The sequence below is a fragment of the Massilia atriviolacea genome (assembly GCF_003953935.1).
GTDB classification, from domain to species: domain Bacteria; phylum Pseudomonadota; class Gammaproteobacteria; order Burkholderiales; family Burkholderiaceae_D; genus Telluria_A; species Telluria_A atriviolacea.
This window is the reverse complement of sequence record NZ_RXLQ01000001.1, coordinates 429,480-453,219: the sequence shown is the minus strand read 5'-3', so window position 1 is coordinate 453,219 and position 23,740 is coordinate 429,480. Positions and strand designations below refer to the sequence as shown.

Here is a 23,740-nt window from a genome sequence, read left to right as displayed (position 1 = left end):
TGGAAATTGCGCCGTCGTCGGCACGACTGTCCGATAGCTCGGCAGTGCCCAGGGTCGGGATTGGGCGCCCCGAACGGGATGACTTGTCCGGATACGGAGGCAGGCCGGCGGTAAAGTTCAGCTTGTGGGCCTCTCGGGTGCATTTACCGCAATGGGCTGGTTCCATTCGATCATCGATTGATAACTTCCCCGCTCCGATGAGGACCGCGTCAACCAATCCCGGCCGCGATTGCCGCTGGCGTCGGCAGCGAGGCCAGCGCGCAGATTTGCAAGCTGACCTGCATTCGCCGCTGAAGTTGACTGTGGTACACACCATCCTCAACAGGACGGTGCGCAACGACGATTCTGATCTGCACCGGAACCGCCCCAGCAACGTGCTGTGCGCCAGACGAAAGCGGCCGCGATTGCCGCCCAGGGCATGCAAGGAGACGATCCACTCGCCACACGTGATTGACAGTCCACGCAAGACGGCGGCGCCATAAGGCTGCCGGACCTTCCAATATGAATGGGAACGTTTGATGAAAAAGGTCGACGACATTGCCAGTGCGGACAGTCTCTTTCGCATTGAGCTGTTCATGCGCAACGACGGGACGTTCGCTTATGTCGAGTTCACGCACTCCGGTGACGCACTGAACCCACTATGGAAGCGCAGCTCGAAGGCCGAATCGCGCTTCGGATCGTACGCGATTGCGCTGTACGAAGCACGTAAACGACTTTCCTGGCGAAACAATGAGATGGCCTGGCCGGCCAGGGATGCGGAACCGCTCGCCGCACTCAACGAGGTGCCGGACTGGCTGACGTGCCCAGCCTGCGGTATTCGCTTCTGCATGCGCGGCCGCGATCGATGGGCGGCGTTCGCCATCTCAGCTGTGGCCAGCGCATCATCCCGATGGCCCCGGTGTGATCTCCGCTCGCAATGGCCGAGCGAGCCGGCCAATCGGTTTGGCTGCGCAAACGCACATTGCGACGGAGTGGATCGCCTGCCTCGGCTGTCGACAATATCCGTAATTTAAATCGACAATATTTCGGGTAATGTCGATTTAAAGGTTTTACCCAAAAACGATCGGGCATCGCCGCGACCATTGATTGTCCGAGGCATGCCGGTGCCGGCGCGAAGTATCTCGCGCCGTTTCACCGCACAGCCCGGCTTATTCCGCGCCGTTCTGCGCATGCCCCTCGACCCGTTCGATCAGGACTGTGGCAATGCGCCGTTCCATCACCTGCAGGACCTCGAACCGCAGGCCATCGAGTTCGAAGGAATCGCCGACCGCCGGCAAGGTGGCAAAGCGCTCCAGCATGAAACCGGCCAGCGACGTGAATTCGTCACTGTCCCCCAGCAGCGCATCCGTATGCAGCACCTGCTGAAGATAATGCAGGTCCGCCGTGCCGTCGACGCGCCATGTGCCCTTCCCCGTTTCCTGCACCACCGGCTGTTCGTCCTCGTCCGGGAATTCGCCGGCGATCGCCTCCAGGATATCGATCGGCGTTACCAAACCCTGGATCGTTCCGTATTCGTCCGCAATCAGGACCAGCTGCCCTTGCGAGCGCTTCAAGGTATCCATGATTTTCAGCACCCCTACCGATTCGGGCATGATGATCGGCGCGCGCACGCTGCGGCCCAGGTCGATTTTCCCATCCGTGTTCAAGTCCGCGATCACGTCCTTGGCCCGCGCCACGCCCATGATGTCGTCCAGTTCCCCCCGGCAGACGGGAAAGAAACTATGCGGCGTGCCCAGGATCTGGCGCCGGATCGTCGCACTGTCGCTATCGACGTTAATCCAGGTCATGTCCGAGCGCGTGGTCATGATCGACCGGACCGAACGCTGCGACAGGCTCAATACCCCGCTGACCATATTGCGCTCCTCGCTACCGAAAGCGGCAACGTCCGGTGTTTCCGAGGGCACTTCCAATTCCTGGCTGATTTCGGCCCGCGTGCGGCTGCCGAGCAGTCGCAGGACGGCATCGGCGGTGCGTTCGCGCAGCGGCACATGGTCGTCCTTTTTGGTGAAATTGCGGTGCGCCAGCTGATTGAAGAATTCGATCACGATCGAGAATCCGATGGCGGCGTAGAGATAACCTTTCGGAATCTTGAAGCCGAGTCCTTCCGCGACCAGGCTCAGACCGATCATCAGCAGGAAACTCAGGCACAGCACCACCACGCTCGGGTGCGCGTTGACGAAACGGGTCAAGGGCTTCGATGCGAAAATCATCACCGCCATCGAGATAATCACCGCCGCCATCATCACGCCGAGCTGTTCGACCATGCCGACGGCTGTAATCACCGCGTCGAGCGAAAACACCGCATCGAGCACGATAATCTGCGCGATCACGGCCGACAGGCTGGCATACACCTTCGGCCCGGCGTGGACATGGGTCTTGCCCTCGACCCGCTCGTGCAGTTCCATTGTTGCCTTGAACAATAGAAAAACGCCGCCGATCAGCAGAATCAGGTCGCGCCCCGACAAGGCCTTTCCCGCCACCGAAAACAGCGGCTCGGTCAAGGCCACCATCCATGAAATCACGGTGAGCAGCCCCAGGCGCATCAGCATGGCCAGCGATAAGCCGATCAGGCGCGCCTTGTCGCGCTGATGCGGCGGCACTTTTTCGGCAAGGATGGCAATAAAAATCAGGTTATCGATGCCGAGGACGATTTCCAGGACCACGAGTGTGAGTAAACCTACCCAGATATTCGGGTCGAACAGCCATTCCATTGTTTGCCTATAAGTAATTCGGGAAGGTAATTGTAAAGGAATGTAAGCAAGCGAGGCGTTGTGTTGGAGCAGCCAGCCGGCGGTGCGGGCCGAGGCGGCGAAAATGTCGGGCGAGACCGGGCCCGGATAGCCCGGAAACGGCGATAATCCCACACCGTCCGGCGGACTACAGGGAGAAGCGAGCAATGTCATTCAATCGAAGGGGCCATGCCGCCCGAAGCTGGCTGGCCGGCATGGCGCTGTGCCTGCTGGCGGCCGGGGCCGCCGCCCACGGCGTCTCGGAATCGGACCAGGGTTTCCTGCAGGGCGCGACCGGCGTGCACTTCCTGCCTTATCTCTACCTGGGCGCCAAGCATATGGTCACCGGTTACGACCACCTGCTGTTCCTGTGCGGCGTGATTTTCTTCCTGTACCGGATGAAGGACATCGGGGTCTACGTGACCCTGTTCGCGCTCGGCCACAGCACGACGCTGCTGCTTGGCGTGCTCAAGGGCTGGCATATCGATGCCTACCTGGTCGACGCCGTCATCGGCCTGTCGATCGTCTACCGCGCCTTTGACAACTTGGGCGGCTTCAGGACCGTCTTCGGGATTGCGCCGAACAGGAAGGCGGCGGTGCTGATCTTCGGCTTCTTCCACGGCCTGGGACTGGCCACGAAGCTGCAGGATTTTTCTCTCTCGCCCGATGGCCTGGTGCCGAACATGATCGCGTTCAACCTCGGGGTGGAAATCGGCCAGCTGCTCGCGCTCGGCATGATCCTGATCGTCATGCGCTACTGGCGCACCACCGCCAGTTTCGCGCGGCATGCCCTGGCCAGCAATGTTGCGCTCATGAGCGCCGGTTTCGTCCTGGCCGGCCACCAATTCACCGGCTTTCTCAGCCAATAGGAATCACCATGTCCTTGCCTCCATCGAACGCCGGCGTCGCCGCGCCGAAAAAAGAACTCCTGCGCGGCACCCTGCTCGCCGCTGCCGTGGCCGCCGTGCTGCTGACCGTGGCGATCCTGCCTGCCGAATACGGCATCGACCCGACCGGCGCCGGCAAGGCCCTCGGCCTTTCCCGGCTGCACAGCCCGGCCGCGCCGCACGCCGTGCCGCTCAAGGCTGCCGCTCCTGCGGTGCCGCCAGGCGGATCGACCGTGTCGGCGCCCGGCGAAGTGCGCGCGGTGACCATCGCATCGAAGCAAACCGCTGCCTACCGGACCGACACCAGGGAAATCACGCTCGCTCCCGGCAAGGGCGTGGAGCTGAAAACCCATCTCGCCAAGGGCGCGGCCCTGATGTTCTCGTGGAAAACCACCAGGGGCGAAGTGCTCGACCATGACTTTCATGGCGAGCCGGTCAACGCAAAGAACGACGAATTCGAGAGCTTCATCCTCGAAGACGAGGTGAGCCAGTCGCGCGGCGTGCTGATTGCCCCATTCACAGGCGTGCACGGCTGGTATTGGAAGAACCGGACCGACGAGCCGGTGACGGTGGTACTGCAAGCCAGCGGCTTCTACAGCGATATGTTCAAAAAATAGCGGCCGGCATCCATCAGAATGGCCGGACTTGCGCCATCCCATCGGCGCTGGCGCCGGCAAACATCGCTTCCAGAATCAGGCGCATCGACGCCATCGGCGCCTGGCCGAACTTGGCTGCAAGATCTTGCTCGAATTGCTGGTGAAATCGCTGCGCTTCCGCCATGGCCGCCAGCGCCCTCGGCGTCAGTGCCAGGCGCTTGACGCGGCCGTCGCCCGGTTCCTCATGGCGTTCGACGTAGCCCTTCGCGACCATGTCGTTGATGACCTTCAAGGCCCCCTGCGAGGTAATCCCGAGCCCGGAGGCGACCTGGCTCAGGCTCTGCGGCTGCGCCTGCAACATGCGGAACACGTAGCCGAAGGACGATCCCAGGTCGTCGAACCCTGCCTGCGCCAGGCGGGCGTGCAATTGCGCCTTGAACGTGCCGAACGCCACGTTCAGCAAAATCCCGAAATCGGTCGTCCCTGCTGTCGACATTTAATTCACCTAAGCTTATAATCCAAGGTGAATTATATCACAGGAGACTCTCATGCCCTTCATTGCACCTTCCGACGCCCCTGCATTCACACTGCACGGTGCCGTTTTTACCGGTCTGGCCTCGCCCTCGCGCGGCGCGGCCGAAACCGCAACCTGGATCGTCACGCTGCCTGCGGGCGTGCCGGCCACCCCGCACCAGCTTACCCGCGAAGAAATCTTTGTCGGCCTCGAAGGGCGCGCCCTGGCGACCGTCGGCGGGCAGGCATACGAGGTCACCCCCGGCAGCGCGCTGGTGGTCCCGCCCCACACCATGTTTACGATTACCAATCCGGATGCCGCGCCGTTCAAGGCGGTCGCGCTGCTACCCGTCGGCGGGCAGGCCGTGATTGCGGGCCAGGCGCCATTCACGCCGCCCTGGGCCGCCTGAGGCGCCCTACTCGTCCACCAGCCGCACCACCACCTTGCCTTTGGCGCGCCCCGTTTCCAGGTAGGCCAGCGCCTGCTTCGCCTGCGCGAACGGAAACACCCTGTCGATCACGGGGCGGATGCGCGCCTGCGCGAGCAGCTCGCCGATAGCGGCCAGCTGCCTGCCGTCCGGGCGCACGAACAGGAAGGAATAGCGCGCCTGGCGCCGTTTCGCCAGGCCGATGATCTTGCGGCTCAGCATGCCGAAGATGAAGCGCATCAGCGCATTCATCCCGCGTTGACGGGCGAAGGCGGCGTCCGGCGGGCCGATCAGGGACACGACGGCACTGCCCGGCTTGACGATCCGCAAGGCCTTTTCCAGTCCGTCGCCCTTGATCGTGCCCAGCACGGCATCGTAGCCGTGCAGGACCTGTTCGAATTGCTGCTCCTTGTAGTCGACCACCTCGTCCGCGCCGAGTTCGCGCACCATCCGCACATTGGGGGTGCTGGTGGTCGTTCCCACGGTCGCGCCCAGGTGTTTCGCCAGCTGGATCGCAAACGTGCCGATCCCGCCCGATCCGGCCGGAATGAACACTTTCTACCCCGGCCCGACGCGCGCGCGTTCGGCCAGCGCCTGCCACGAGGTCAACCCGACCATGGGCACCGACGCCGCTTGCACGAAGTCCAGATTGGCCGGTTTCAGGGCCGCCGCGTGCTCGGGAACGGCGGCGTACTCGGCCAGCGAGCCGGCGCCCAGGTCGAACAGGCTGGCAAACACCGCGTCGCCGACCTTGAAACGGGTGACGCGGCTGCCGGTTTCCACCACCACACCGGCCAGGTCGCTGCCCATGGTGGCCGGCAGCGTGAGCTTGATGATGGGCTTGAAGTCGCCTTTCGGGATCATGTTGTCGATCGGATCGAGCCCGGCGGCGTGTACACGCACCAGGATCTCGTCCGGCGCGATCGTGGGACGCTCCAGGTCGGCAAATCCGACCGCATCCGGCCCGCCATAGCGCTTCAGTATCAGTGCTTGCATCATGTTCCTTCCGGTGTGGTGGTTACGCTCAGCCTGCTGTCGCGACAGGATAGTCGGTGTAGCCTTTTTCGCCGGGCGTGTAGAAGGTGCCCGGATCCGGATCGTTCAAGGGGGCATTCTCGCGCAGGCGCGCCGGCAGGTCGGGATTGGCCAGGAAGGCGCGGCCGAAAGCGATCAGGTCGGCCTGCCCCGCCGCCAGCGCCTGCTCGGCGCTGGCCTTGTCGAAGCCGCCAGCCAGGATGAAGGGGCCGTCGAAGGCGGCGCGCAGGCTTGCCTTGAGGCTGGCCGGCACCGCGGGCGCACCCATCGCCGAGTGGTCCAGCAGGTGCACGTACATCAGGCCCAGCGCCGACAATGCCTTGACCAGTGCCAGGTATTGCTCGTCGACGCCATCGAAGCTGCCGGTGGCGTTGAACGCGCCGTGCGGCGACAGGCGAATCCCGACCCGCGCCGCGCCGATCGCGGCGGCCGTGGCGCGCGCGACTTCCAGCACGAGCCGGTTGCGGGCGTCGGGCGTGCCGCCGTAGCCGTCGGTCCGCTGGTTCACATTGGCGTTGAGGAACTGTTCGAGCAGATAGCCGTTGGCGGCGTGCAGTTCGATGCCGTCGAAGCCCGCGGCAATCGCCAGGCGCGCGGCGGCGACGTACTCATCGATCGTGCCGGCAATGTCGGCGCTTGTCATGGCGCGCGCCGGCGTATGCGGCACGCTGCCCTGGCCGTCGGTCCAGATCTCGCCCGGGCAGGCGCCGGCCGATGGCCCGAGTACCTCGGCGCCGGACGGCAGGTTGGCCTGCTGCCCTACCCTGCCGGTGTGCATCAGCTGCACCACGATCTTGCCGCCGTTGGCGTGCACGGCGTCCGTGACTTCTTTCCATCCCTGCACCTGGGCGTCGTCGAACAGGCCCGGGATGCGCGCGTAGCCGAGGCCGTTCGGCGAGGGCGAGGTGCCTTCGGTGACGATCAGTCCGGCGCCGGCGCGCTGGGCATAGTAGGTCGCCATCAGGCTGTTGGGAATGTTGCCGATGGCGCGGGTGCGCGTCAGCGGGGACATCACGGCCCGGTTGGCGAGGGAGGTGGCGCGCAGGGAAAAGGTGTCGAATAGCATGTCGGGTCCTTGTTGGCGTGTTATGGAGATCGGCGGCTTCAGGCGGCCAGAAGACGCGGGGCGACCTTGCCGGTTTGCGAGGCGGCGAACAGGGCAGCACGGGCGGCGTCGAAATGCGCGACCAGCTCGCCGTCGGCGACCGACGGCATGGTCATGCTTTCGCCTTTGTCGAGTGCGACCAGGGCGGCGTCGACCATGTGTTCGGTCAGCATGACCGCCTCGGGCGCCAGGGCCGCCAGCGGAACGCCGGACTGGTCCCAGATTTCGGTGGCCGTGGACGCTGGCAGCACGACCTGCACCGTGACGCCGCTCCCGCTCAGTTCTTCCTGCAGACCCTGGCTGAAGGCCAGCACGAAGGCCTTGGTGCCGCTGTAGACCGCGCTGAAGGCCAGCGATTTGAGCGCCAGGACCGAGGCCACGTTGATGATGGTTCCCTCGTTGCGCGCTTTCATGGCGGGCAGGACCGCGTGCGCCAGGCGCGTCAGCGCGGTGATGTTCAGGGCGATCTGGGACAGGGAATCGGGCAGCGGGCCGCCGGTCAGCGGGGCCAGGCGTGCGATGCCGGCGTTGTTGACCAGCACGTTGACCGGGGTCGACGACAGGTAGTGCTCGACCTGCGCCTGGCCCTCCTCCGTGCCGAGGTCGGCGATCAGGTTCTCTACGCGCACGCCGTGCGCCCTGGTAATCGTGTCCGCCAGCGCTTGCAGGCGCTCGGCGCGGCGCGCCACCAGGACCAGGTCGTAGCCGCGCCGGGCCAGGCGCTCGGCGTAGACCGCGCCGATGCCGGACGAGGCGCCTGTGACGAGGGCAATCTTGCGGGAAGTCGTGTTCATGTTCGTTTCCTTATTGTGTGAAGTGGTGACGGTGAAGTGCTTAAACCAGTTGCAAGTCTTTGCGCATGCCGGCGTCGAGCATGCTTGCCGGTGCGAAGGTGCGCAGCAGGCGCAGGCGGGCGGCCAGTCCGCCGGCGGTGTAACGCAGTTTCGGGCGCGCCGCGCTGGCCGCCTTGAGGACCGTTTCGGCAACGACCTCGGGGCCTTCGGCGCCGGCCATGATGTCGTGGATGCGGCGCACCAGCGCCGTGCGCACGGCGTGGTAGGCGTCCAGCTTGGCGTCCGCTTCCAGCAGGTTGGCGTCGAACGGCGTTCTGGTGTAAGCCGGTTCGATCACCACCGAGCGAATGCCCCAGTTGCGCAGTTCGTGGTCGAGCGATTCGGAATAGCCTTCGATGGCGTGCTTGCTGGCGGCGTACAGGGCGCCGTAGGGCATCGGTAAAAAGCCCAGCACGGAGCCGATGTGGACGATGCGCCCGCCGCCCTGCGCCCGCATCTGCGGCAGCACGGCGCGCGTCATGCGCACCGCGCCGAAAAAGTTGGTGTCGAACACGGCCTGGGCCTGGGCGATGGAACTTTCTTCCGCGCCGGCCGCCGCCACGCCGACGCCGGCGTTGTTGACCAGCAGGTCGATCCGCCCTTCCCTCTGCACCACCGCTTCGACGGCCGCCGCCACCGAAGCGTCGCTGGTCACGTCCAGGGCCAGCAGCTCGCCACCGGGCGTGGCGCCTTGCGCCGCGCGCCGGCTGGTGCCGATCACTTTCCAGCCGGCTTGCGCCAGGCGTGCCGCCGTGGCCTGGCCGATACCGGACGAGGCGCCGGTGACCAGTGCGATCTTGCTATTCATGGTGATTCCTCTCAAAAAAACCGACGCAGGGCAGCGTCGGAAAGCGCAAAAATATGATGGTCATCATATTCAAGGTCAAAAAAAAGGACGGCCGCGGTCCTGCTCACTGCGCGGCCGGGTTCAGGTGTTTCCGGGTGGCGGCGCACAAGGCCGCCGACAGCGTGGGGTCGTCCACCGCCCGTGCCAGCATGGTGGTGCCGATCAGGGCGCAGACCATGGCCATGGCCTGTTCGTGGGCGCGCGGCTGGCCCCAGTCGGGCATCTGGCGGGCGAACAGGTCGATCACCTCCTTGATGCGCAAGGTGGCGGCGTGCCGCACTTCCGGCGCCTGGCGCGGCATTTCCGAGCCAAGTGCGCAGACCGGGCAACCGTTTTCGATCGAGGCGACATGCTCGGGCGACAGGTAGGCGTCCATCAGCGCCTGCAGGGCCTGCCCCTTGGGGGCGCCGGCGGCGATGCGCGCCACCAGGGCCACCGAGTCGGCCCCGGCGCGGTCGCCCGCCTCGGCCAGCAAGGCGTCGCGCGATTCGAAGTGGGCGTAGAAGCCGCCGTGGGTCAGGCCGGCCTCTTTCATGATGTCGGCTACGCCGGTGCCGCCGTAGCCGCTGCGGCGGATGGCGCGCGAGGCCACTTCCACGATCCGTTCGTGGGTGGCCTCCTTGCGGCTGGCGGTCGGGCTCTTGGCGGGTTTCGATTTCATGATGGTCATCATATACCATTTCGAAACCGGGTGCACGCCGGCGCGCAAAAATTGCGAGTGCCGGGTTTTGGCTCAGCCAGCCAGTGCTGTGTCCTTGAGCAGGGTTTTCCAGGTCAGCGCCTGCCTGGCAAGGCGCGCATTGCGGCCGATGTAGGACCAGGGGTTGACGAAGCGGGTCATGTAGCGCCAGACCACCAGCGCCGTATCGCCGCTGCGGCGCGGAATGACGTGCAGGTGCACATGCGGCACGTGCTGATTGGCCGCCTTGCCGTTGTTGAGGACGACGGCGGTGGCTTCGCTTTCGCCGTTTTGCCTGAGCACGGCCGAGAATCTGGCCCCGAGCTGGAACAGGTAGGCCACGGTTTCGGGCGGCAAGTCTTCGATGTGTTGCTGGTGTTGATGCGGGATCAGCAGCAGGTGCCCGCGCGTCAGCGGAAAGGCGTCGAGGATCGCAACGCAGTGCGCGTCGCGATAGACGACGGCCGCGGGGCTGCGGTTGGCAATGATCTCGCAAAAGATGCAGGTGTGGGTTGCAGCCATTCTGTCTCCCTCGTTGTTGGTGTTGTTCTCTGTCGGGCGCATAAGGACCAAGCCCGCCGGTGCACGGCGGGCTTGCTGGTACGAACCGCCTCAGGCGACGGTCGGCTCGCCGTCGCGCGCCATCCGCTGCAAGGCGCCGTAGTCGATCTTGCCGTTGGCGTTGAACGGCATCTTGTGCAGGCCGATCACATCTTGCGGCACCATATAGGCCGGCAAGTGCAAGGTGCAGCCCTTGAGGATCTCGGTCGATGATACGGTAAAGCCCCAACCGTAAGCAAGCAGGCCCTGCACGCTGCCGTCGGCCGCGATCGGCCATGGCACCACGGCCACCACGTCCGAGCCGCCGAGGCGGCGGATCACGGCTTCGACCTCCTGCATCTCCACCCGGTAGCCGCGGATCTTGACCTGGTTGTCGATGCGGCCGCTGTACAGCAGGCCCGCTTCCGGATCGATGCTGGCAAGGTCGCCGGTGCGGTACCAGCGCCTCGCCTGCTTGCCGTCGAACGTCATGTCGAGGAAGCGCAGGCGGGTCAGTTCGGTATTTTCCCAGTAGCCCTGCGCGACCTGGGAGCCGCCCAGGTACAGCTCGCCCGTTTCGCCGTCGGCGACCGGCTGGAACGTCTCGTCGAGGACGATGGTTTCCTGGTCCGGCAACGGGGTGCCGATCGGCACCACCGGCAGCGCATCGATCCGTGCGTCACCGGCCTGGTAGCGGTAGGTGGTGAAGGCGATGGTCGCTTCGGTCGGGCCGTACAGATTGTCGATGGTCGAGTTGGGCGCGGCCGGCTGCCAATCCTTGGCCAGGCTGGTCGGCAATGCCTCGCCGCAGAACAAGCTCCATTTCAGGCTCGGCAGAATGCCGGGACGCAGCACGTTGTAGCGCTTCAGGGTGCCGGCCAGGGACGGCACCGAGAACCAGAAGGTCAGCTCGTGGTCCTGCACGAAGCGCAGCGGCATCATCATCACGCGCGAGGGCACGCAGTACAGGCAGGAGCCGGCGGACAGGCTGACGAAGATATCGTGCACCGACAGGTCGAAGGTGAAATCGAAAAACTGGGTGAAGCGGTCTGACGGCCCGGGCTGGTAGCGCGCGATGATGCCGGCCACGTAGGTGCTGGCATTCGCATTCGTGACCGCTACCCCCTTCGGCAGGCCGGTACTGCCCGAGGTAAACATGATGTAGGCGACCGGATTGGCGTCGGCCGGCAGCGTCAGGGAATGCGGATCGGCCTCCGCCATCTGCTGCTTGAGGATGTAGGTGTGCTGGCTGGCGCTCGCGGCCCAGGCCGGCAGGGTGTCGGTTTCCGGCATCAGTACCAGCAGCGGATCGGGATAGGCGCGCAGGATCTCCCCTGCCGTGTCGATCGCGCGGCCGTCCACCACGATGGCCGACGAGGACGACAGCTCGACCATGCGCAGATTGCGCTGGACCGGGAAGCGGGTGTTCAGCGGCACATAGCTCATGCCTGCCAACAAGGTGCCCAGCACCGAGGCATAGGCGGTGACGCTGCGGTCGACCAGCAAGGCGCACTGGCCGGCCGGCGCCACGCCCTCGCGCGCCAGGGTGCGGGCAATCCGGGCCGCGCGCACCAGCAGTTCGGCGTACGTATAGGTTTGTTCGTCGACCCAGAGCGCGTTGCCGTTCGGGTGGCGGCGGGCGCTGTTGAGGAACCCGGCAATCAATAAGCCGGCATCGTCTGTCATCATGAAAACTGTCTCCTTGCTGCAACCATGGCCTGTCGTCGGCCATTACGGAAAATCGGTCGGATGGCTGGGGCCGGATGCGCGCACCGGCGGCGCGCGCATCCGGCCCAGGCGCGATCAGGGGTTGGCAAGCGACGATGGCTGCGCGACCTGCGCTTGCGGCTGGTGTTGCGCCACAAACTGCTTGATCATCGTCGCCACGTCTTCATCGTAGAAGTGCGAGAAGTGGTCGCCGTCCTCGTCGAGGGAAAGCTTACCATTTTGCAGGCCTTCCACCAGGAAGCGGCCGACGTCCGCGTGCGTGACCTGGTCCTTGCCGCCCACGTGCACCAGTACCGGCTGCTTGACGTCGGCAGTCCAGGCGTCGCCGCGCTCGTTGAACAGGCCGTTCATCATGTTGGCGTAGCGGAACAGCGCTTCCGGGGTGCGGAACGGCACGCTGGTCATGTACAGCAGGAACGGGTCGGTGCTGGTCAGGATGGCGGAAATCATCTTGCGGTCTTCGCCGTCGTCGGCGGTCGCGTGGGCGCCGTAGATCAGGTCGCAGTATTTCTGGGCGAAGCGGTAGTTGGCGGCGATTTTCGGGAACAGGGTGCGGATGTTCTTCTCGAACTCGGTGATCTTGATGTCGCCCGAGGCCGGGATCGAGACGCCGCCGTTGAGCAGGATGCCGCACTGGATGCGGTCCGGGAACTCGGCCATGGCGCGCAGGCTGACCTGGGCGCCGCTGCTCCAGCCGGCCACCGGCGCGCTGGCGATGCCGAAGTGGTCGAGAATCGCGATCAGGTCCGACGCGTGGGTCAGCGAATGGCATTTGGCCAGGTCGAATTCGTGCGTGATGGCGGGCACCCAGCGGCTGTCCCAGGTAATGACGCGGAACTGGTCGGCCAGGCGCTTGGCCAGCGGGAACATGAAGTCCGAGGGCATGCCGTAGGCGTTGGCCAGGACCAGCGCCGGCTTGCCGCTGTCGCCGAAGGTCGAGACGCACAGCTCGATGCCGTCCGCCGCCGTGACCTGGGTGCGGGTGAAGGTTTCGCCGCTCTTTTCTTCGTCGAGTTCCTTGATGAAGGCGGTCAGGTAGGTGCCGTAATCGCTCCAGCTCACGCCGGTCTGGGCCGGCAGGCTGCGCGCGAAGCGCTTGATGGTGCGGTAGTAGCCGCCGTAGAACACGGTGCGCTTGTCGAACAGTTCTTCGATGGCCGAGGCCGGCGTATCGCGTTCGGACACGAAGTTGAGGCTCTTCATGCCGAGGGCGACGTCGATTTTTTCCAGCATGGCCTTGATGTTCAGGTCGCTGGAGTTGCTCAGGTGGTAGACCTTGTGCTCGCCGAAGCCGGTGTTGCTGAGGTAGAGCATGTCGAATACGCATTGGTCGACCGGCACCAGGTTGCCGACCGCCGCCATGTCGCCGATCAGGCGCATCGGGGTTTTGAGCTGGCTCAGGGTGTCGCGCAGGCGGTACATTTCTTGCGTGAGGCCATACACGCCGAAGCGCGTGCCGCCGCTGCGGCGCGATGCCAGCGGCCCCATGATGATGGCCGGACGCAGGATGCGGTAATCGATGCCTTGCGCGTCGCAGTATTTGACGACTTCATGCTCGGCGGCGTTCTTGCTGCTTTCGTAGAAGTTGTTGTAGCTGATGTCGAGCGGATGCAGCGTTTCCGGAATGTCGCCCGCCATGTGGCCGGAGGTGTAGGCGGTCGAAATGTGCAGGTAGGTCGGGCAATGGATGCGGTGCGCCAGGTCCATCACATTGTGGGTGCCGTTGATATTGTGGTGATAGATTTCTTCTTTGTGGCGGTCTTCGAATTTCAGGCTGGCGGCGCAATGCCAGAATTCGCTGATGCCGGCCGCGGCCAGTTTTTCCAGGTCGCTCTTGCTGATCGCGCACAGGGTTTCGGTCATGTCGCCCAGAATATAGTCGACCTTGCTGTCGATATCGGCCTTGGGCACCGGCTGGTTGTAGCCGACCGCGCAGACGGCCAGCGCATCGTAGACGCGCTGCCTGGCGTGGGCGATCGATTCGCCGCGCACCAGGACATACACCTTGCCGGGCTGGCGCAGTTTCCAGAACAGGAAATTACTGCCCAAAAAGCCGGTGGCGCCGGTCAGGATGATATTGCGTGCTTCGTTGCGGAAGTGATTGGTCATTGCGAGCAAGTCGCCATACCGGTAATCGGCCGAATGTGTGTCCATGTGCATCTCCTAGTTATTGTCTTGTTTGCGATTGGATTGTCCTGGCTGGGCGGACGGCGGCCCTATTCCATGTAATTGACCTGTACGCGGCCCAGGGTCCGCACTTTGTCCAGCACGGCGTCGTCGACGACGACTTCCTTGCCGCTGATTTCTTCGATCACCAGCACGTATTCCACGAAGCTCAAGGAATCGACGACCGCGTTTTCAATCAGGTCGAGGTCCATCGGGATATCGGTCAGGTATTTCTTCGACGAGAGCAGCCATTGTTTGACTTCGTTGATCTTGTCGAGACTAAGCACTTGGTTCAAGGGACATCTCCTTCTTCAGTAAATGGGTATCGCGCAGCAGGCCGAGGATTTTCTTAAGCAGCTCGTTGGAATGAAAGTGCTGACGCCGTGGATCGGCCAGCAAGGCAGTGCGGATCGCAATCCCGCTGGTGAATCCGGCATCGCGGTACATCGCCGGGTTGTACAGCGATTCGATGGTCAGCTGTATGTACCGGTTCAGATGAACCGAAATCGTTTGCAGCGTTTCCGGCGGATATTCCTGGTCGATGCCGTCGGCAAGCCTGGCGAGCAAGGCGCGGCCGAAGGTGATGTGGCGCGATTCGTCGTTGCGGTGCGCTTCGTTGATTTCGCGGATGAAGGGATGGACCCGCTCGTCGAGCGCGACCTTCAGGTTGTAGTAATGGCCGACTTCCTCGAAGATGAAAATCTGGGCGAAGCGCACCAGGATCGACAGCTTGGCATCGAGCTTCATGTCGGACAGCTGGATCTTCTTGTTGCCGTAGATTTTGCCGCCGTATTTTTCGCAAAACTGGGCGAAGTACCACATGTGCTGGTTCTCTTCGTCGATGAAGTGATGCAGGTACTCGTTGGCCTCTTTCAGCATCGGCGTGTGCAGCAGCTGCGCGACGCCGGCGATCAGTTCCTGTTCGCCGGTGACGTTCAGGCTGAACAGGTTGATGCATTCCCATTTGCTCAACAACTTGCGCTGCGCTTCCGAGGCTTGCTCGTAATACGGCGTGTTGTAGATGGTCAGAAGCTCGGGGCTCATCCACCAGTCGGATTCGGGGATCGATTCGCTCCAGTCGAAGCGGGTGAAGCTGAACACATGCCTGTCACGGGAAAGCTTGACCAGCTTGGCAACGCGATCGTGATAAACCGTCTGTGTGGTAGTCATGGGGATGTCTTTCAAGAGTGTGCCGACCTAAGGTACTGAATTCGCTTGAATATTTGATGCTTCCTTGCATATATTGACAATCTTTAAACCCTCTCATCAATCGAAATTGCTAGAATCTTCCGTCTAGATTTCTGGCACAGAAAATGAGTGCCCCCTCATGCCAGGGCAGCCGCCGCAATCGTCAGATTCAGGCCCAGCAGCGACACGCCGCTGGCCTGCGCAGCCAGCCTGTTGAACGGCGCGGAGGGACGCAGCGCGAGCCTGGCGTGTACCGACAGCACCAGTCCAAACAGGCCGGCCGCCATCGCCACCCCCCACCAGCGTCCGGACAGAAGCAGGCTGAGCACGGCCGCCGCCAGCGAGGCCAGCAAGCTGAAGCAGACGATCAGCAGGCAGCCCGTTCCCAGCCCGAGCACATGGCGGTAGCCTCCCGCCGGTTCCAGCTTGCGGCTCAGTTCGTACTGCATGGCGCCCCCGTAAAACACGGCCATCAGCAGCACATGACTTGTATACACATGGCAGCCGCCGCTGGCCAGGGCGAACTGCCACCATGCGAAGCCCGGCAGCAGCAGGTAGTGCAGCAGCGAGTACAGCAAGGGCCTGGCGGCCAGCACGGGATGGGCCAGCAGCCAGGCGCAGGCCAGCAGCGCGATCCAGACCAGCGCCGGGGCGGCGGCCCCGGCCCGCAAGGTGCAGGCGCCCTGCACTGCCACGATGACCACCAGCAAGGCGCGCAGCTCGCCCAGGCCGACCTCGCCGCGCAGCAGGAAGGAATCGCGTCCGGCGGCCCGGTCCTGGTCGTAGTCCATGGTCTCGTCGAGCAACTTGAGGAGGACGAAAAAGCTCAGGCCGGCCAGCAGGTCGAGCGGCAGCGACCAGCCCGGCCAGCCGGTCCGGCTCACGGCCCGCACGGATAAATACATGCTGGCGAACAGCAGCCATTCGGGCCAGGAAAACGCTTGCCGCAACCAGCGCGCGCAGGACCCGATCCGGTTCACGCGCGGCACACCATGCCGGCCGCGCCGTCCAGGCGCACGCTGTCGCCGTCTTTCAGTAATGTCGTGATGCCGCGCAGGCCGACCACCGCCGGGATGCCCATTTCGCGCGCCACCACGGCCGAATGCGACAGCACGCTGCCGCGCTCGACGATCAGGCCCGAAATGCACGGGAAAAACGGCACCCAGCCGGGATCGGTGCGGCGCGTGACCAGGATTTCGCCGTTCAGCTGTACCTCGGTGGTGTCGTGCACCACCTTCACGCGGCCCTGCACCGTGCCCGAGCTGCATGGCGTGCCCTTGAACAGGCCGGCGATGTCGTCGATCGTGCCGTCGGCCGCCGCATCGCTGGAACTGACCGCCACCATGTTCTCCGGAATCAGCTCGCCGTAGAACTGCAGCCTCGGCGGCAGCTCGGCGGCCCTGGCGAAGGCGGCCTGCTCGCGCAGGCGCACGCCGACGATCTCGCGCACCGTGTCGTGGCTGACGGCGCGCCGTTCGATCAGGCCGAAGGCTTCGTCCAGGGTCAGTGCGTAAATATCCTGCGCCTTCTCCAGCTGGCCCTGCCTGGCGAAGTTGGCGCCCATGGCGTTCGTGATGTAGCGCAGGAAGCCGAAGATCTTGGTGCGGTAGAAACGCAATTCTTCGCGCTCCATCACGCACTGGCGCGAATTGCGGATCAGCCAGCCGGTCGCCGCCCGCAGCAGCCAGTTCTTGCCGCAACGCTCGGCCACGATGCGCTCGGCCGCGCGCGCGGTCTGCTGCTTGTCGCCGTCCATGCTGCGGCGGCCGTCGACGCCCTGCAGCACATAATTCTTCAGCGCCTGGATCACGAAGCTGGGATCGTCCTTGATGCTGGTTTCTTCCAGCTTCAGTTCATTGATGCAGCGGAAACCGAAGTCGCTGCGATAGGCGTCGACGCGCTCCTTCAGCAAGGCATAGCCGGGCGTCGCCGCCTGTTCGATGCGCAGGCGCAGCGCCTGCACGTCCAGCGCGCGCATGTCGGCGCGCAGGTCCGGCGCGTTCTCGATCCAGGCCGCGATTTCGAGCAGCAATCGGGTCGGCGCCACGCTGGCCATGCCGCCTTGGCCGCACAGCAAATCGTTGTGCAGGCGCGAGACTTCCTGCTCGTCGCGCGCGATGTGTTTGACCAGCACGTGACGCAGCACGCCATGGAAGGTTTCCGCAAAAAAATCGTTGATGATGGGCGCGCGCCAGTTGTTCAGCATGCGGTCTTCCACCCGGTCGTAGGTCGCCAGCAGCGCGGTATTGTCCATCGCGGCGAAGTCCAGCTTCATGTAGGGATCCATGAAGCTGTCGAAATCGCGCGCGAAGCGGCGGCACAGCGCATGGCGGCGCAGGTAGAACCAGCCGATCCGGGCGCTGGCGGACAGGGTAAACAATGCCGCGCCGATCCGGCTGTGGCCCCGGCCCTGGCGCACGGTGTCGGCGCTGGCATTGGCCTGCACGCCGATCGAGGCATCGAAATTGTTCTTGTTGGTATCGAAAAAGGGCAACAGCGACAGGCTGCGATACCAGCTGTTCAGGTTGTAATACACATGGCCGTCGTAGTAAGCGAGCATGTTGCGGAACACCGGCTTGAGGCGCCGGATTTCATCGGCCGGCACGCCGAACAGGCCGTAGAACTGCTCGTAGACCTTTTCGTAGACCCGGCTGGCGAAGGAAAAGGTCAGCGGCGAGGTGACGCCCGAAAAGCTTTCGACAATGTTGGAATTGTCGAGAATGGTCCGGGGCCGCGACTTGCTGATGTGGCTCAGGTTGGTGACCGGGCGCGTTTGCAGGATATACAGATCGCTGCCGATGATGGCCCATTCGATATCCTGCGGCGTGCCGCCGTACAGGGTTTCGATGCGCCGTCCCGCCTGCGCGATCTGGGCGATTTGCCGCTCGTCGAGGCAGGCAGCGCTGGCGCGCGCGGCGTCGACGGTTTCATGGCGCAGACCGGCGCCGGCGCTGTCGTCGAAGAACAGGCCGGTGCTCTTGTCGGCAAGTTGCCGCCGCGCTAACGCGCCCGCCTCGTCCAGATACCAGGTGTCGCAATCCATCTCGCCCGACACCACGCCTTCGCCGGCGCCGTAGGTGGCGCTGATGACCGCCTCGTCGGGATTGCAGGTCATCGGATTGCCGGTAAAGATCAGCCCCGACACTTCGGCGAACACCATCGCCTGCACCACCACCGCCGGACGGATGCGCGACGTCGCCAGGCCGCTCTCGCAGCGGTAGGCGAAGCTGCGCTCGTTGTAGGCCGAAGCGAAGCAGTCGACGATGGTGTGGAACAGGCTGTCGTCGGTGCGCACGAACAGGAAGCTGTCGAGTTGACCGGCGAACGAGCTGCCGGCCCCGTCTTCGTCGATGGCCGAGGAGCGCACGGCAAAATAATCGCCCTGCCCGGCCAGCAGCCGCAGGATGGCCGCGCGCTCGTCCTTGCCCAGGTGCCGGGCCAGGACCAGGTCCCTGGCTTGCGCCAGCAAGGCCTTGCGCTCGGCGCCGGCCGCCGCTGCGGCGCAGGCGCACAGGCGGTCGAGCAGCGGCAGCTCGGCGCCCATCAGCTCCTCGAAGAACGCCACCGGCAAGACCACGAAAAACGGTACATTGAAACCGGCCCGGCGCAGCGCGAGCAGGTTTTTCCCCTTGCCGCCCAACTGGCCGGCATCGGCGGCGGTGGACGCGTCCAGGGACGATACGATGGCACAACTGCTTTGCATAGGCTTCCTTGCGACGAGCTCAGCTTGCAGACGAACGGCCGATCCGTTCGCCCTGCAAGACAATGGTTTCGATTCCTTGCGCGGAATAGCTGCGGATATCCGCATCGAGTTCCACCGCGCCGGCCTTGAACAGCAAAATGACGGTCGAGCCGCCGAATTCGAAATAACCCTTCTCTTCACCGCGCTCGACCGGCCCGCCTTCGGGACGGTGCTGGACGATGCGCCCGACCACCATCGCGCCCACATCGACATGGATTACCGGGCCGAACTGCTCGGTCTCGATACGGCAGTATTCCCTTGCATTCTCGGTAAATACCGCCAGCATGTTGCGCAGTGCCAAGGGGCTGACCGAATGCAGGTAGCCGTTGATGCGCCGCACCGGGCCCTGGGTGCCGCGATCGATATGGATGAAGCGGTGGTAATCGGCCGGCGCCAGGCGCAGCACGCAACAGGTGCCGCCCCAATACTCGTGCGCCAGCGTGTCGTCGCCCAGTAACTGCGCCACCGTGAAGGCGCGGCTCTTGACCGGCACCACCAGGCCGTCCACGATGTCCCAGGCCAGCACGCGGGCATCGGCCGGCGACGCCAGCGTCTTGCAATCGGCCGGCAACGGCCGGGCGCCGGGTTTCAGGCGGCGCGTAAAGAAATCGTTGAAGCTGCGGTAATCCTCGACCGGCAGTTCCACCTCGGACAGATCGATCCCGTATTGACGGACGAAGCCGTCGATCTGCCGCCGCGAGGCGGCCCGCTTCCTGGAGGCGCCATAGGCGCGCGAAAACCAGCGCCGCTTCAACAGCAGCTCGGACAAGATCAGTCCCACGCGGCTGCCGTAAAAGAAATCCATGAAGCCGCGCTCGAAGACCTGCTCGGCCACCAGCGTCGAGCTCGCCCGGGAGTGCAGCAGGATCGGCGCGCCGCTCACGCGACGGAACCGCGATACACCAGCGCGCCGCACAAGCCCAGCAGGACCAGCAGGCAGCCGGCATACGCCTTGCCGCTCGGTTTCTTGAACGGCATCCGGCTCACGAACAGGCTGCCGACGGCCAGCAGCCAGGCGCAGCCCAGCCATTCCCATCCCGCCTGCCAGGGCAGCAAGGACGCCAGCGCGACACTGGCCGGCAGCAGAAAGGCGGCGTAGGTGACCGGCATGCCGGTGTAGTACTTGCCGTTTCCCTTGCCGGCGGCCTCCTCCGCCAGGCCGTGCACCGAAAAGTACGACAGGCGCAGCACGGCAGCGGCCAGATACAGAAAGGCGCACACATGCAGCGAATACGATGGCGTGCCTTGCAGCGCGTACAGGAAGGCGCACGGCGCCACGCCGAAGCTGAGCACGTCGACCAGGCTGTCGAGCGCCTGCCCGAACTGGCGCTGCTGCTCGGTGCGCGCGGTGCGGCGCGCGACGGCGCCGTCGAGCAGGTCGCACACGCCGGCCAGCAGCAGCGCCGCCAGCGAGAATGCCAGCGCCCCCTGCAAGGCCAGGGATATACTTGCCAGCGCGAACAGCATCCCGATCAGGGTAATGGCGTTGGGAAGATTGAGATAAGCGATCACCAGCATGCAGCGCCCTTAGAATTGTTGATTTTTGAGTTTGAGACGGAACAAGAGCTGGTTCACCAGCAGATGCAGGCCGCCGCACAGCAGCACGATCATGGCCGCATCGCTCCAGCGCAGCGGCGTGACCAGCATGGCCGCCAGCAGGCAACCGAGCACCGAATCGATCTGGTCGATGACGACGAACAGCATGCCGGTCCAGCCGTTCGCGTTGGCGCCCGGCGCAATGTCGAGGCGCCGCTTGATGTAACTGTTGGGCAATTCGGCCAGCACATAGGCGAATCCGAACAGGGCGCCGCCGGCGACAGCGCCGATGGGCGCGCGCGGCAGCCTGGCGCCGGACCACGCGATGGCGAGGTCGATCATGACGGCGCACAGCGCCGTGAGCACGACCATGCCCCAAAAGCCCTTCCAGGTCTTGTTGGCGCCGAACAGGCGGCGGCCATCCTGTGCCCGGCGGGCGCCGTCGATGGGACGCTTCAAGCCGTCGAGCCAGGGCGACTTGACGAACATCATGTTGAAAACGCCGCCCAGCAGCACCGGCAGGATCACATGCAGCAGCAAGCCGCTGTACTCATTCATGGGGCACCTCGATCACTTCGACCAGGCCGCGTCCGCCGTCGATGCGCACCAGTTGCCCGTCCACCAGCAAGGCGGTCAGGTTCTTGACGGCCAGCACCGCCGGAATCCCGTACTCGCGCGAGATGACGGCCGCGTGCGACAGCAGGCCGCCGGTCTCGGTCGCCACCGCCGCCAGCAGCGGGAACTTGGCGGTCCAGCCGGGGTCGGTGAAGCGCGTGATCAGGATGTCGCCTTTTTCCAGCCGCTCCGCGTCGTGGATGTCGGCAATGATCTTGACCCTGCCTTCGACCATGCCCTGGCTGCAGGGAATGCCGTGGAAACGGGTGGCCGAGGCCGCCCCGGCGCTGGCCGGTTCGTCCTGCAGGAAGCGCGCGCCGATCTCGTCGGGCGGAGAGAACTTGCGGAAGGATAAGTAATAGTCTTTATTCTTCTGGCAACGCACCCTTGCCGTTGCGCCATCCATTTTGTCGCTGAGGACGGCGTTGATGTCGTCTTTCGGCAAGTGGAAGATATCTTCCACGCTGTCGATGATGCCCTCGCGCACGAAACGCTGGCCGACGCGCAGGGTCAGCTGGCGCACCCAGTGGTAATACGCGGTCGACAGGTCGCGCAATTCCTCGCGCCACCACAGGTAAAAGCGCAGTTCCTCGATGCGCTTGATCATGCCGCCGCGCTTGTGGACAGGCAGGCTGGCGGCAAAATCGCGCAGGGTCTTCTCATGCCGGTCGGCCTGGTCCCTGACGCCGTCGTGCGGATTGCTGCCGGCCCCCAGGGCCAGGCATTGCTTGATATTATCGAAAAGGAACTCGGGATTTTCGCCGAAGCGCTCGACCGTAATGTCGAGCTCGCGAGTGGAACGGTACTTGTGGCGCTCCACCACGGCCGCCGCCCTGGCCATGCCATGCTCCTGGGAACCGGCGCGCCAGGCGGCGATCAGCGCCGGCGTCGGGGTCTCGGCCCAATACGCGGCCGTGGCGGGATCGGCGCGCAGTTCCTGCGCCACATCCCACAGGTCCACATTCAGGTGCAGGTGCGACAGGCCGGCCAGGCCGGAGATCAGGTCGAGCACGGTGTAGCGCGATTTGAGCTTCTTGAAGCCGTCCCGGAACAGGGTCATCGCGTTGTTGGTGCTGAAAATATGGTGGAAATAACTGTATTCGCTGCGGAAAAATTCCTCATTCACGAAGCGAATATAGAATGCCGGCAGCGCCTGTTCGGACAGCGCGGCCAGCACGCGCGGCAATTCTGCCAGGCGGGCGGCCTGCTCCCGCTTGAAGCCGGGCAGGCGCGACTTGCTGCGCCACAGGATCCATTTCAGGCGCGCCAGCACACTGACGCCGCGCGCCAGGATTTTCAGGCTCAGCGGCGTGACGTGGCCGTTGCCTTCGTAGGTGACCTTGACCCCCACGCCCTCGTCGAATTCGCGCTCGACAAAACCGGGCAGCGACTTGACGCCGGCCTTGATCGCGGTGAGGTTCCAGTAAGGACGGGAAAAGAACATGCGTCCCCAGGCATCGACCTTGAAGTCGGGGTGGACCCGGATGCTGGACGTGTAATTGGGACAGATCGCTTCCCACACCGCGTCGTACAGGGACCACATGAAGGCCGAACACACCGACGAGGACACGCCGCCGTCCTTGAAGTCGGCATTGCTCCATTCCATCTGCAGCGCGCCGTAATGGATGGCGGTGACCGGCCGCGCCTGCACAAAGTAAAACTTCCCGCCTTCCAGCGCCCATTCGATGTCGACCGGGAAGCCGTAGGCTTTCTGGATGCGCAGGCACTCCCTGGCCAGGGTGGCGACCTGGGCATCGGTCAGTACGGCGCGCGTGGCGGCCTGCTCGTCCAGCATCTCGGTCAGGTTGCTGCCGTCCGGCTGGGCCAGGATGCGCAAGCCCTTGTGGTTGACCTGGCGGCCGGTCTCCTGGTCCCGATACCAGTCGTAGCGGTACTGGTCGGGCGTGATGTGGCCCGACACCAGCGCCTCGCCCAGGCCGAAACAGGCTTCGATCACCATTTCGGTATCGTGGCCGCTTTGCGGATTGACGGAAAAGGCGACGCCGCTGGCATCGGAATTGACCATGCGCTGCAGGATCACGGCCATGCCGCCCTGCCCCAGGTCGATCCGGTTGCGCGCGCAGTAGCGCTCGGCCATGTCGCTGAACATCGATGCCCAGCATTGTTTCACCGCCGCGTGCAAGGCGGCCTCGCCGCGTACATTGAGCACCGATTCGTAAATGCCGGCAAAGGAGGCGCCGGCCATGTCTTCCTGCGTGCAACTGCTGCGCACGGCCCAGGCCGCCTGTGGCGCGCCGTCGGCGATGGCGGCTATCGCGCTGGCGATGCCCTGCGGCATGCGCGCTTCGTGCATCGCCTGCTTCAAGGCCGCGATGGCGTCGGCGACGCCGCCCGCATCCGGCGTGCGCAGGCGCAGCAGGACCTCGCTGACCTGCGACTCCAGGCGGTTGAAGGCGGCGAATTGCTTGAAGGCGACGGTCGTGAGCACCGCGCCATCCGGCACCGGGACCCCGATTTTCAGGAGTTCGACCAGCGAAACCGCCTTGCGGCCGGCCACAGCCACGGCATCGTCCTGCGCCGCCAGTTCGGCGAATGTGTAAGAGGTATTCATA

21 protein-coding genes and 1 pseudogene are annotated in these 23,740 nt (G+C 64.4%); 4 read left to right on the top strand and 18 right to left on the bottom strand.

Annotated features, from left to right (window positions below):
* Positions 1-518 precede the first annotated feature (518 nt).
* On the top strand, positions 519-1,013 hold the full coding sequence (locus tag EJB06_RS01905; protein WP_126072298.1) for a hypothetical protein: 495 nt from the start codon (positions 519-521) through the stop codon (positions 1,011-1,013).
* Positions 1,014-1,148: 135 nt separating this feature from the next.
* Here the strand turns inward: EJB06_RS01905 and EJB06_RS01900 are convergent, their stop codons facing one another.
* Positions 1,149-2,711 (bottom strand): TerC family protein, encoded by a 1,563-nt coding sequence (locus tag EJB06_RS01900; protein WP_126072541.1) that lies wholly within the window; start codon positions 2,709-2,711, stop codon positions 1,149-1,151.
* A gap of 185 nt (positions 2,712-2,896) precedes the next feature.
* On the opposite strand from EJB06_RS01900, the gene EJB06_RS01895 reads away from it, so the two are divergent.
* Both EJB06_RS01895 and EJB06_RS01890 read left to right on the top strand, forming a co-directional pair.
* Complete coding sequence (locus EJB06_RS01895; protein ID WP_198420736.1) at positions 2,897-3,598, top strand: HupE/UreJ family protein; 702 nt, start codon at positions 2,897-2,899, stop codon at positions 3,596-3,598.
* A gap of 8 nt (positions 3,599-3,606) precedes the next feature.
* The gene (locus EJB06_RS01890; protein WP_126072297.1) at positions 3,607-4,233 is read left to right on the top strand and encodes a hypothetical protein; all 627 of its coding nucleotides are present in this window, start codon (positions 3,607-3,609) and stop codon (positions 4,231-4,233) included.
* A gap of 13 nt (positions 4,234-4,246) precedes the next feature.
* Here EJB06_RS01890 and EJB06_RS01885 read toward each other — a convergent pair whose 3' ends face one another.
* Positions 4,247-4,708 (bottom strand): MarR family winged helix-turn-helix transcriptional regulator, encoded by a 462-nt coding sequence (locus EJB06_RS01885; protein WP_126072296.1) that lies wholly within the window; start codon positions 4,706-4,708, stop codon positions 4,247-4,249.
* Positions 4,709-4,760: 52 nt separating this feature from the next.
* Here EJB06_RS01885 and EJB06_RS01880 point away from each other — a divergent pair, with 52 nt between their 5' ends.
* Positions 4,761-5,135: a cupin domain-containing protein gene (locus EJB06_RS01880; RefSeq protein WP_126072295.1), complete on the top strand. Its 375-nt coding sequence runs from the start codon at positions 4,761-4,763 to the stop codon at positions 5,133-5,135.
* A 6-nt stretch (positions 5,136-5,141) separates the two neighbouring features.
* On the opposite strand, the pseudogene EJB06_RS01875 reads toward EJB06_RS01880, so the two are convergent.
* From EJB06_RS01875 to EJB06_RS01795, 16 genes and pseudogenes are all read right to left on the bottom strand, one after another.
* A pseudogene (locus tag EJB06_RS01875) lies at positions 5,142-6,149 on the bottom strand (NADP-dependent oxidoreductase).
* A gap of 28 nt (positions 6,150-6,177) precedes the next feature.
* Entirely contained in the window at positions 6,178-7,254 is a 1,077-nt protein-coding gene (locus tag EJB06_RS01870) for an alkene reductase (RefSeq protein WP_126072294.1), read from the bottom strand.
* A 38-nt stretch (positions 7,255-7,292) separates the two neighbouring features.
* Positions 7,293-8,087 carry an SDR family NAD(P)-dependent oxidoreductase gene (locus tag EJB06_RS01865; protein ID WP_126072293.1) on the bottom strand — a complete coding sequence of 265 codons (795 nt, stop codon included), beginning with the start codon at positions 8,085-8,087 and terminating at the stop codon, positions 7,293-7,295.
* A 40-nt stretch (positions 8,088-8,127) separates the two neighbouring features.
* Positions 8,128-8,934 (bottom strand): oxidoreductase, encoded by an 807-nt coding sequence (locus EJB06_RS01860; protein ID WP_126072292.1) that lies wholly within the window; start codon positions 8,932-8,934, stop codon positions 8,128-8,130.
* A gap of 103 nt (positions 8,935-9,037) precedes the next feature.
* Positions 9,038-9,646 (bottom strand): TetR/AcrR family transcriptional regulator, encoded by a 609-nt coding sequence (locus tag EJB06_RS01855; protein WP_126072291.1) that lies wholly within the window; start codon positions 9,644-9,646, stop codon positions 9,038-9,040.
* Positions 9,647-9,706: 60 nt separating this feature from the next.
* The gene (locus tag EJB06_RS01850; RefSeq protein WP_164557777.1) at positions 9,707-10,174 is read right to left on the bottom strand and encodes an HIT family protein; all 468 of its coding nucleotides are present in this window, start codon (positions 10,172-10,174) and stop codon (positions 9,707-9,709) included.
* Positions 10,175-10,264: 90 nt separating this feature from the next.
* Positions 10,265-11,881 (bottom strand): amino acid adenylation domain-containing protein, encoded by a 1,617-nt coding sequence (locus EJB06_RS01845; protein WP_126072289.1) that lies wholly within the window; start codon positions 11,879-11,881, stop codon positions 10,265-10,267.
* A 114-nt stretch (positions 11,882-11,995) separates the two neighbouring features.
* Positions 11,996-14,074 carry an alpha/beta fold hydrolase gene (locus EJB06_RS01840; protein ID WP_164557776.1) on the bottom strand — a complete coding sequence of 693 codons (2,079 nt, stop codon included), beginning with the start codon at positions 14,072-14,074 and terminating at the stop codon, positions 11,996-11,998.
* A 62-nt stretch (positions 14,075-14,136) separates the two neighbouring features.
* Positions 14,137-14,382 carry an acyl carrier protein gene (locus EJB06_RS01835; RefSeq protein WP_126072287.1) on the bottom strand — a complete coding sequence of 82 codons (246 nt, stop codon included), beginning with the start codon at positions 14,380-14,382 and terminating at the stop codon, positions 14,137-14,139.
* On the bottom strand, positions 14,366-15,256 hold the full coding sequence (locus EJB06_RS01830; protein WP_126072286.1) for a diiron oxygenase: 891 nt from the start codon (positions 15,254-15,256) through the stop codon (positions 14,366-14,368). The genes EJB06_RS01835 and EJB06_RS01830 overlap by 17 nt, the downstream gene beginning before the upstream one ends.
* Before the next feature lie 155 nt (positions 15,257-15,411).
* Positions 15,412-16,254 carry a hypothetical protein gene (locus EJB06_RS31655; protein ID WP_164557775.1) on the bottom strand — a complete coding sequence of 281 codons (843 nt, stop codon included), beginning with the start codon at positions 16,252-16,254 and terminating at the stop codon, positions 15,412-15,414.
* On the bottom strand, positions 16,251-18,977 hold the full coding sequence (locus EJB06_RS01815; RefSeq protein ID WP_164557774.1) for a PEP/pyruvate-binding domain-containing protein: 2,727 nt from the start codon (positions 18,975-18,977) through the stop codon (positions 16,251-16,253). Before EJB06_RS01815 ends, EJB06_RS31655 begins: the two co-directional genes overlap by 4 nt.
* Positions 18,978-18,996: 19 nt before the next feature.
* On the bottom strand, positions 18,997-19,899 hold the full coding sequence (locus EJB06_RS01810) for a phosphatidylserine decarboxylase (RefSeq protein WP_164557773.1): 903 nt from the start codon (positions 19,897-19,899) through the stop codon (positions 18,997-18,999).
* Positions 19,896-20,534, bottom strand: coding sequence for a CDP-alcohol phosphatidyltransferase family protein (locus EJB06_RS01805; RefSeq protein ID WP_126072281.1), 639 nt, complete (start codon positions 20,532-20,534; stop codon positions 19,896-19,898). The genes EJB06_RS01810 and EJB06_RS01805 overlap by 4 nt, the downstream gene beginning before the upstream one ends.
* Positions 20,535-20,543: 9 nt before the next feature.
* Complete coding sequence (locus EJB06_RS01800; RefSeq protein WP_126072280.1) at positions 20,544-21,110, bottom strand: CDP-archaeol synthase; 567 nt, start codon at positions 21,108-21,110, stop codon at positions 20,544-20,546.
* Entirely contained in the window at positions 21,103-23,739 is a 2,637-nt protein-coding gene (locus tag EJB06_RS01795; protein WP_126072279.1) for a PEP/pyruvate-binding domain-containing protein, read from the bottom strand. The genes EJB06_RS01800 and EJB06_RS01795 overlap by 8 nt, the downstream gene beginning before the upstream one ends.
* Position 23,740 lies beyond the last annotated feature (1 nt).

What these genes read in the sequence shown, in the direction of transcription:
- EJB06_RS01855 (WP_126072291.1), bottom strand. Translation starts at nt 9,646, where the DNA reads ATGATGACCATCATGAAATCGAAACCCGCCAAGAGCCCGACCGCCAGC.
- EJB06_RS01895 (WP_198420736.1), top strand. Translation starts at nt 2,897, where the DNA reads ATGTCATTCAATCGAAGGGGCCATGCCGCCCGAAGCTGGCTGGCCGGC.
- EJB06_RS01845 (WP_126072289.1), bottom strand. Translation starts at nt 11,881, where the DNA reads ATGATGACAGACGATGCCGGCTTATTGATTGCCGGGTTCCTCAACAGC.
- EJB06_RS01865 (WP_126072293.1), bottom strand. Translation starts at nt 8,087, where the DNA reads ATGAACACGACTTCCCGCAAGATTGCCCTCGTCACAGGCGCCTCGTCC.
- EJB06_RS01885 (WP_126072296.1), bottom strand. Translation starts at nt 4,708, where the DNA reads ATGTCGACAGCAGGGACGACCGATTTCGGGATTTTGCTGAACGTGGCG.
- EJB06_RS01840 (WP_164557776.1), bottom strand. Translation starts at nt 14,074, where the DNA reads ATGGACACACATTCGGCCGATTACCGGTATGGCGACTTGCTCGCAATG.
- EJB06_RS01860 (WP_126072292.1), bottom strand. Translation starts at nt 8,934, where the DNA reads ATGAATAGCAAGATCGCACTGGTCACCGGCGCCTCGTCCGGTATCGGC.
- EJB06_RS01870 (WP_126072294.1), bottom strand. Translation starts at nt 7,254, where the DNA reads ATGCTATTCGACACCTTTTCCCTGCGCGCCACCTCCCTCGCCAACCGG.
- EJB06_RS01830 (WP_126072286.1), bottom strand. Translation starts at nt 15,256, where the DNA reads ATGACTACCACACAGACGGTTTATCACGATCGCGTTGCCAAGCTGGTC.
- EJB06_RS01905 (WP_126072298.1), top strand. Translation starts at nt 519, where the DNA reads ATGAAAAAGGTCGACGACATTGCCAGTGCGGACAGTCTCTTTCGCATT.
- EJB06_RS01805 (WP_126072281.1), bottom strand. Translation starts at nt 20,534, where the DNA reads ATGCTGGTGATCGCTTATCTCAATCTTCCCAACGCCATTACCCTGATC.
- EJB06_RS01850 (WP_164557777.1), bottom strand. Translation starts at nt 10,174, where the DNA reads ATGGCTGCAACCCACACCTGCATCTTTTGCGAGATCATTGCCAACCGC.
- EJB06_RS01795 (WP_126072279.1), bottom strand. Translation starts at nt 23,739, where the DNA reads ATGAATACCTCTTACACATTCGCCGAACTGGCGGCGCAGGACGATGCC.
- EJB06_RS01815 (WP_164557774.1), bottom strand. Translation starts at nt 18,977, where the DNA reads ATGCAAAGCAGTTGTGCCATCGTATCGTCCCTGGACGCGTCCACCGCC.
- EJB06_RS01900 (WP_126072541.1), bottom strand. Translation starts at nt 2,711, where the DNA reads ATGGAATGGCTGTTCGACCCGAATATCTGGGTAGGTTTACTCACACTC.
- EJB06_RS01880 (WP_126072295.1), top strand. Translation starts at nt 4,761, where the DNA reads ATGCCCTTCATTGCACCTTCCGACGCCCCTGCATTCACACTGCACGGT.
- EJB06_RS01800 (WP_126072280.1), bottom strand. Translation starts at nt 21,110, where the DNA reads ATGAATGAGTACAGCGGCTTGCTGCTGCATGTGATCCTGCCGGTGCTG.
- EJB06_RS01890 (WP_126072297.1), top strand. Translation starts at nt 3,607, where the DNA reads ATGTCCTTGCCTCCATCGAACGCCGGCGTCGCCGCGCCGAAAAAAGAA.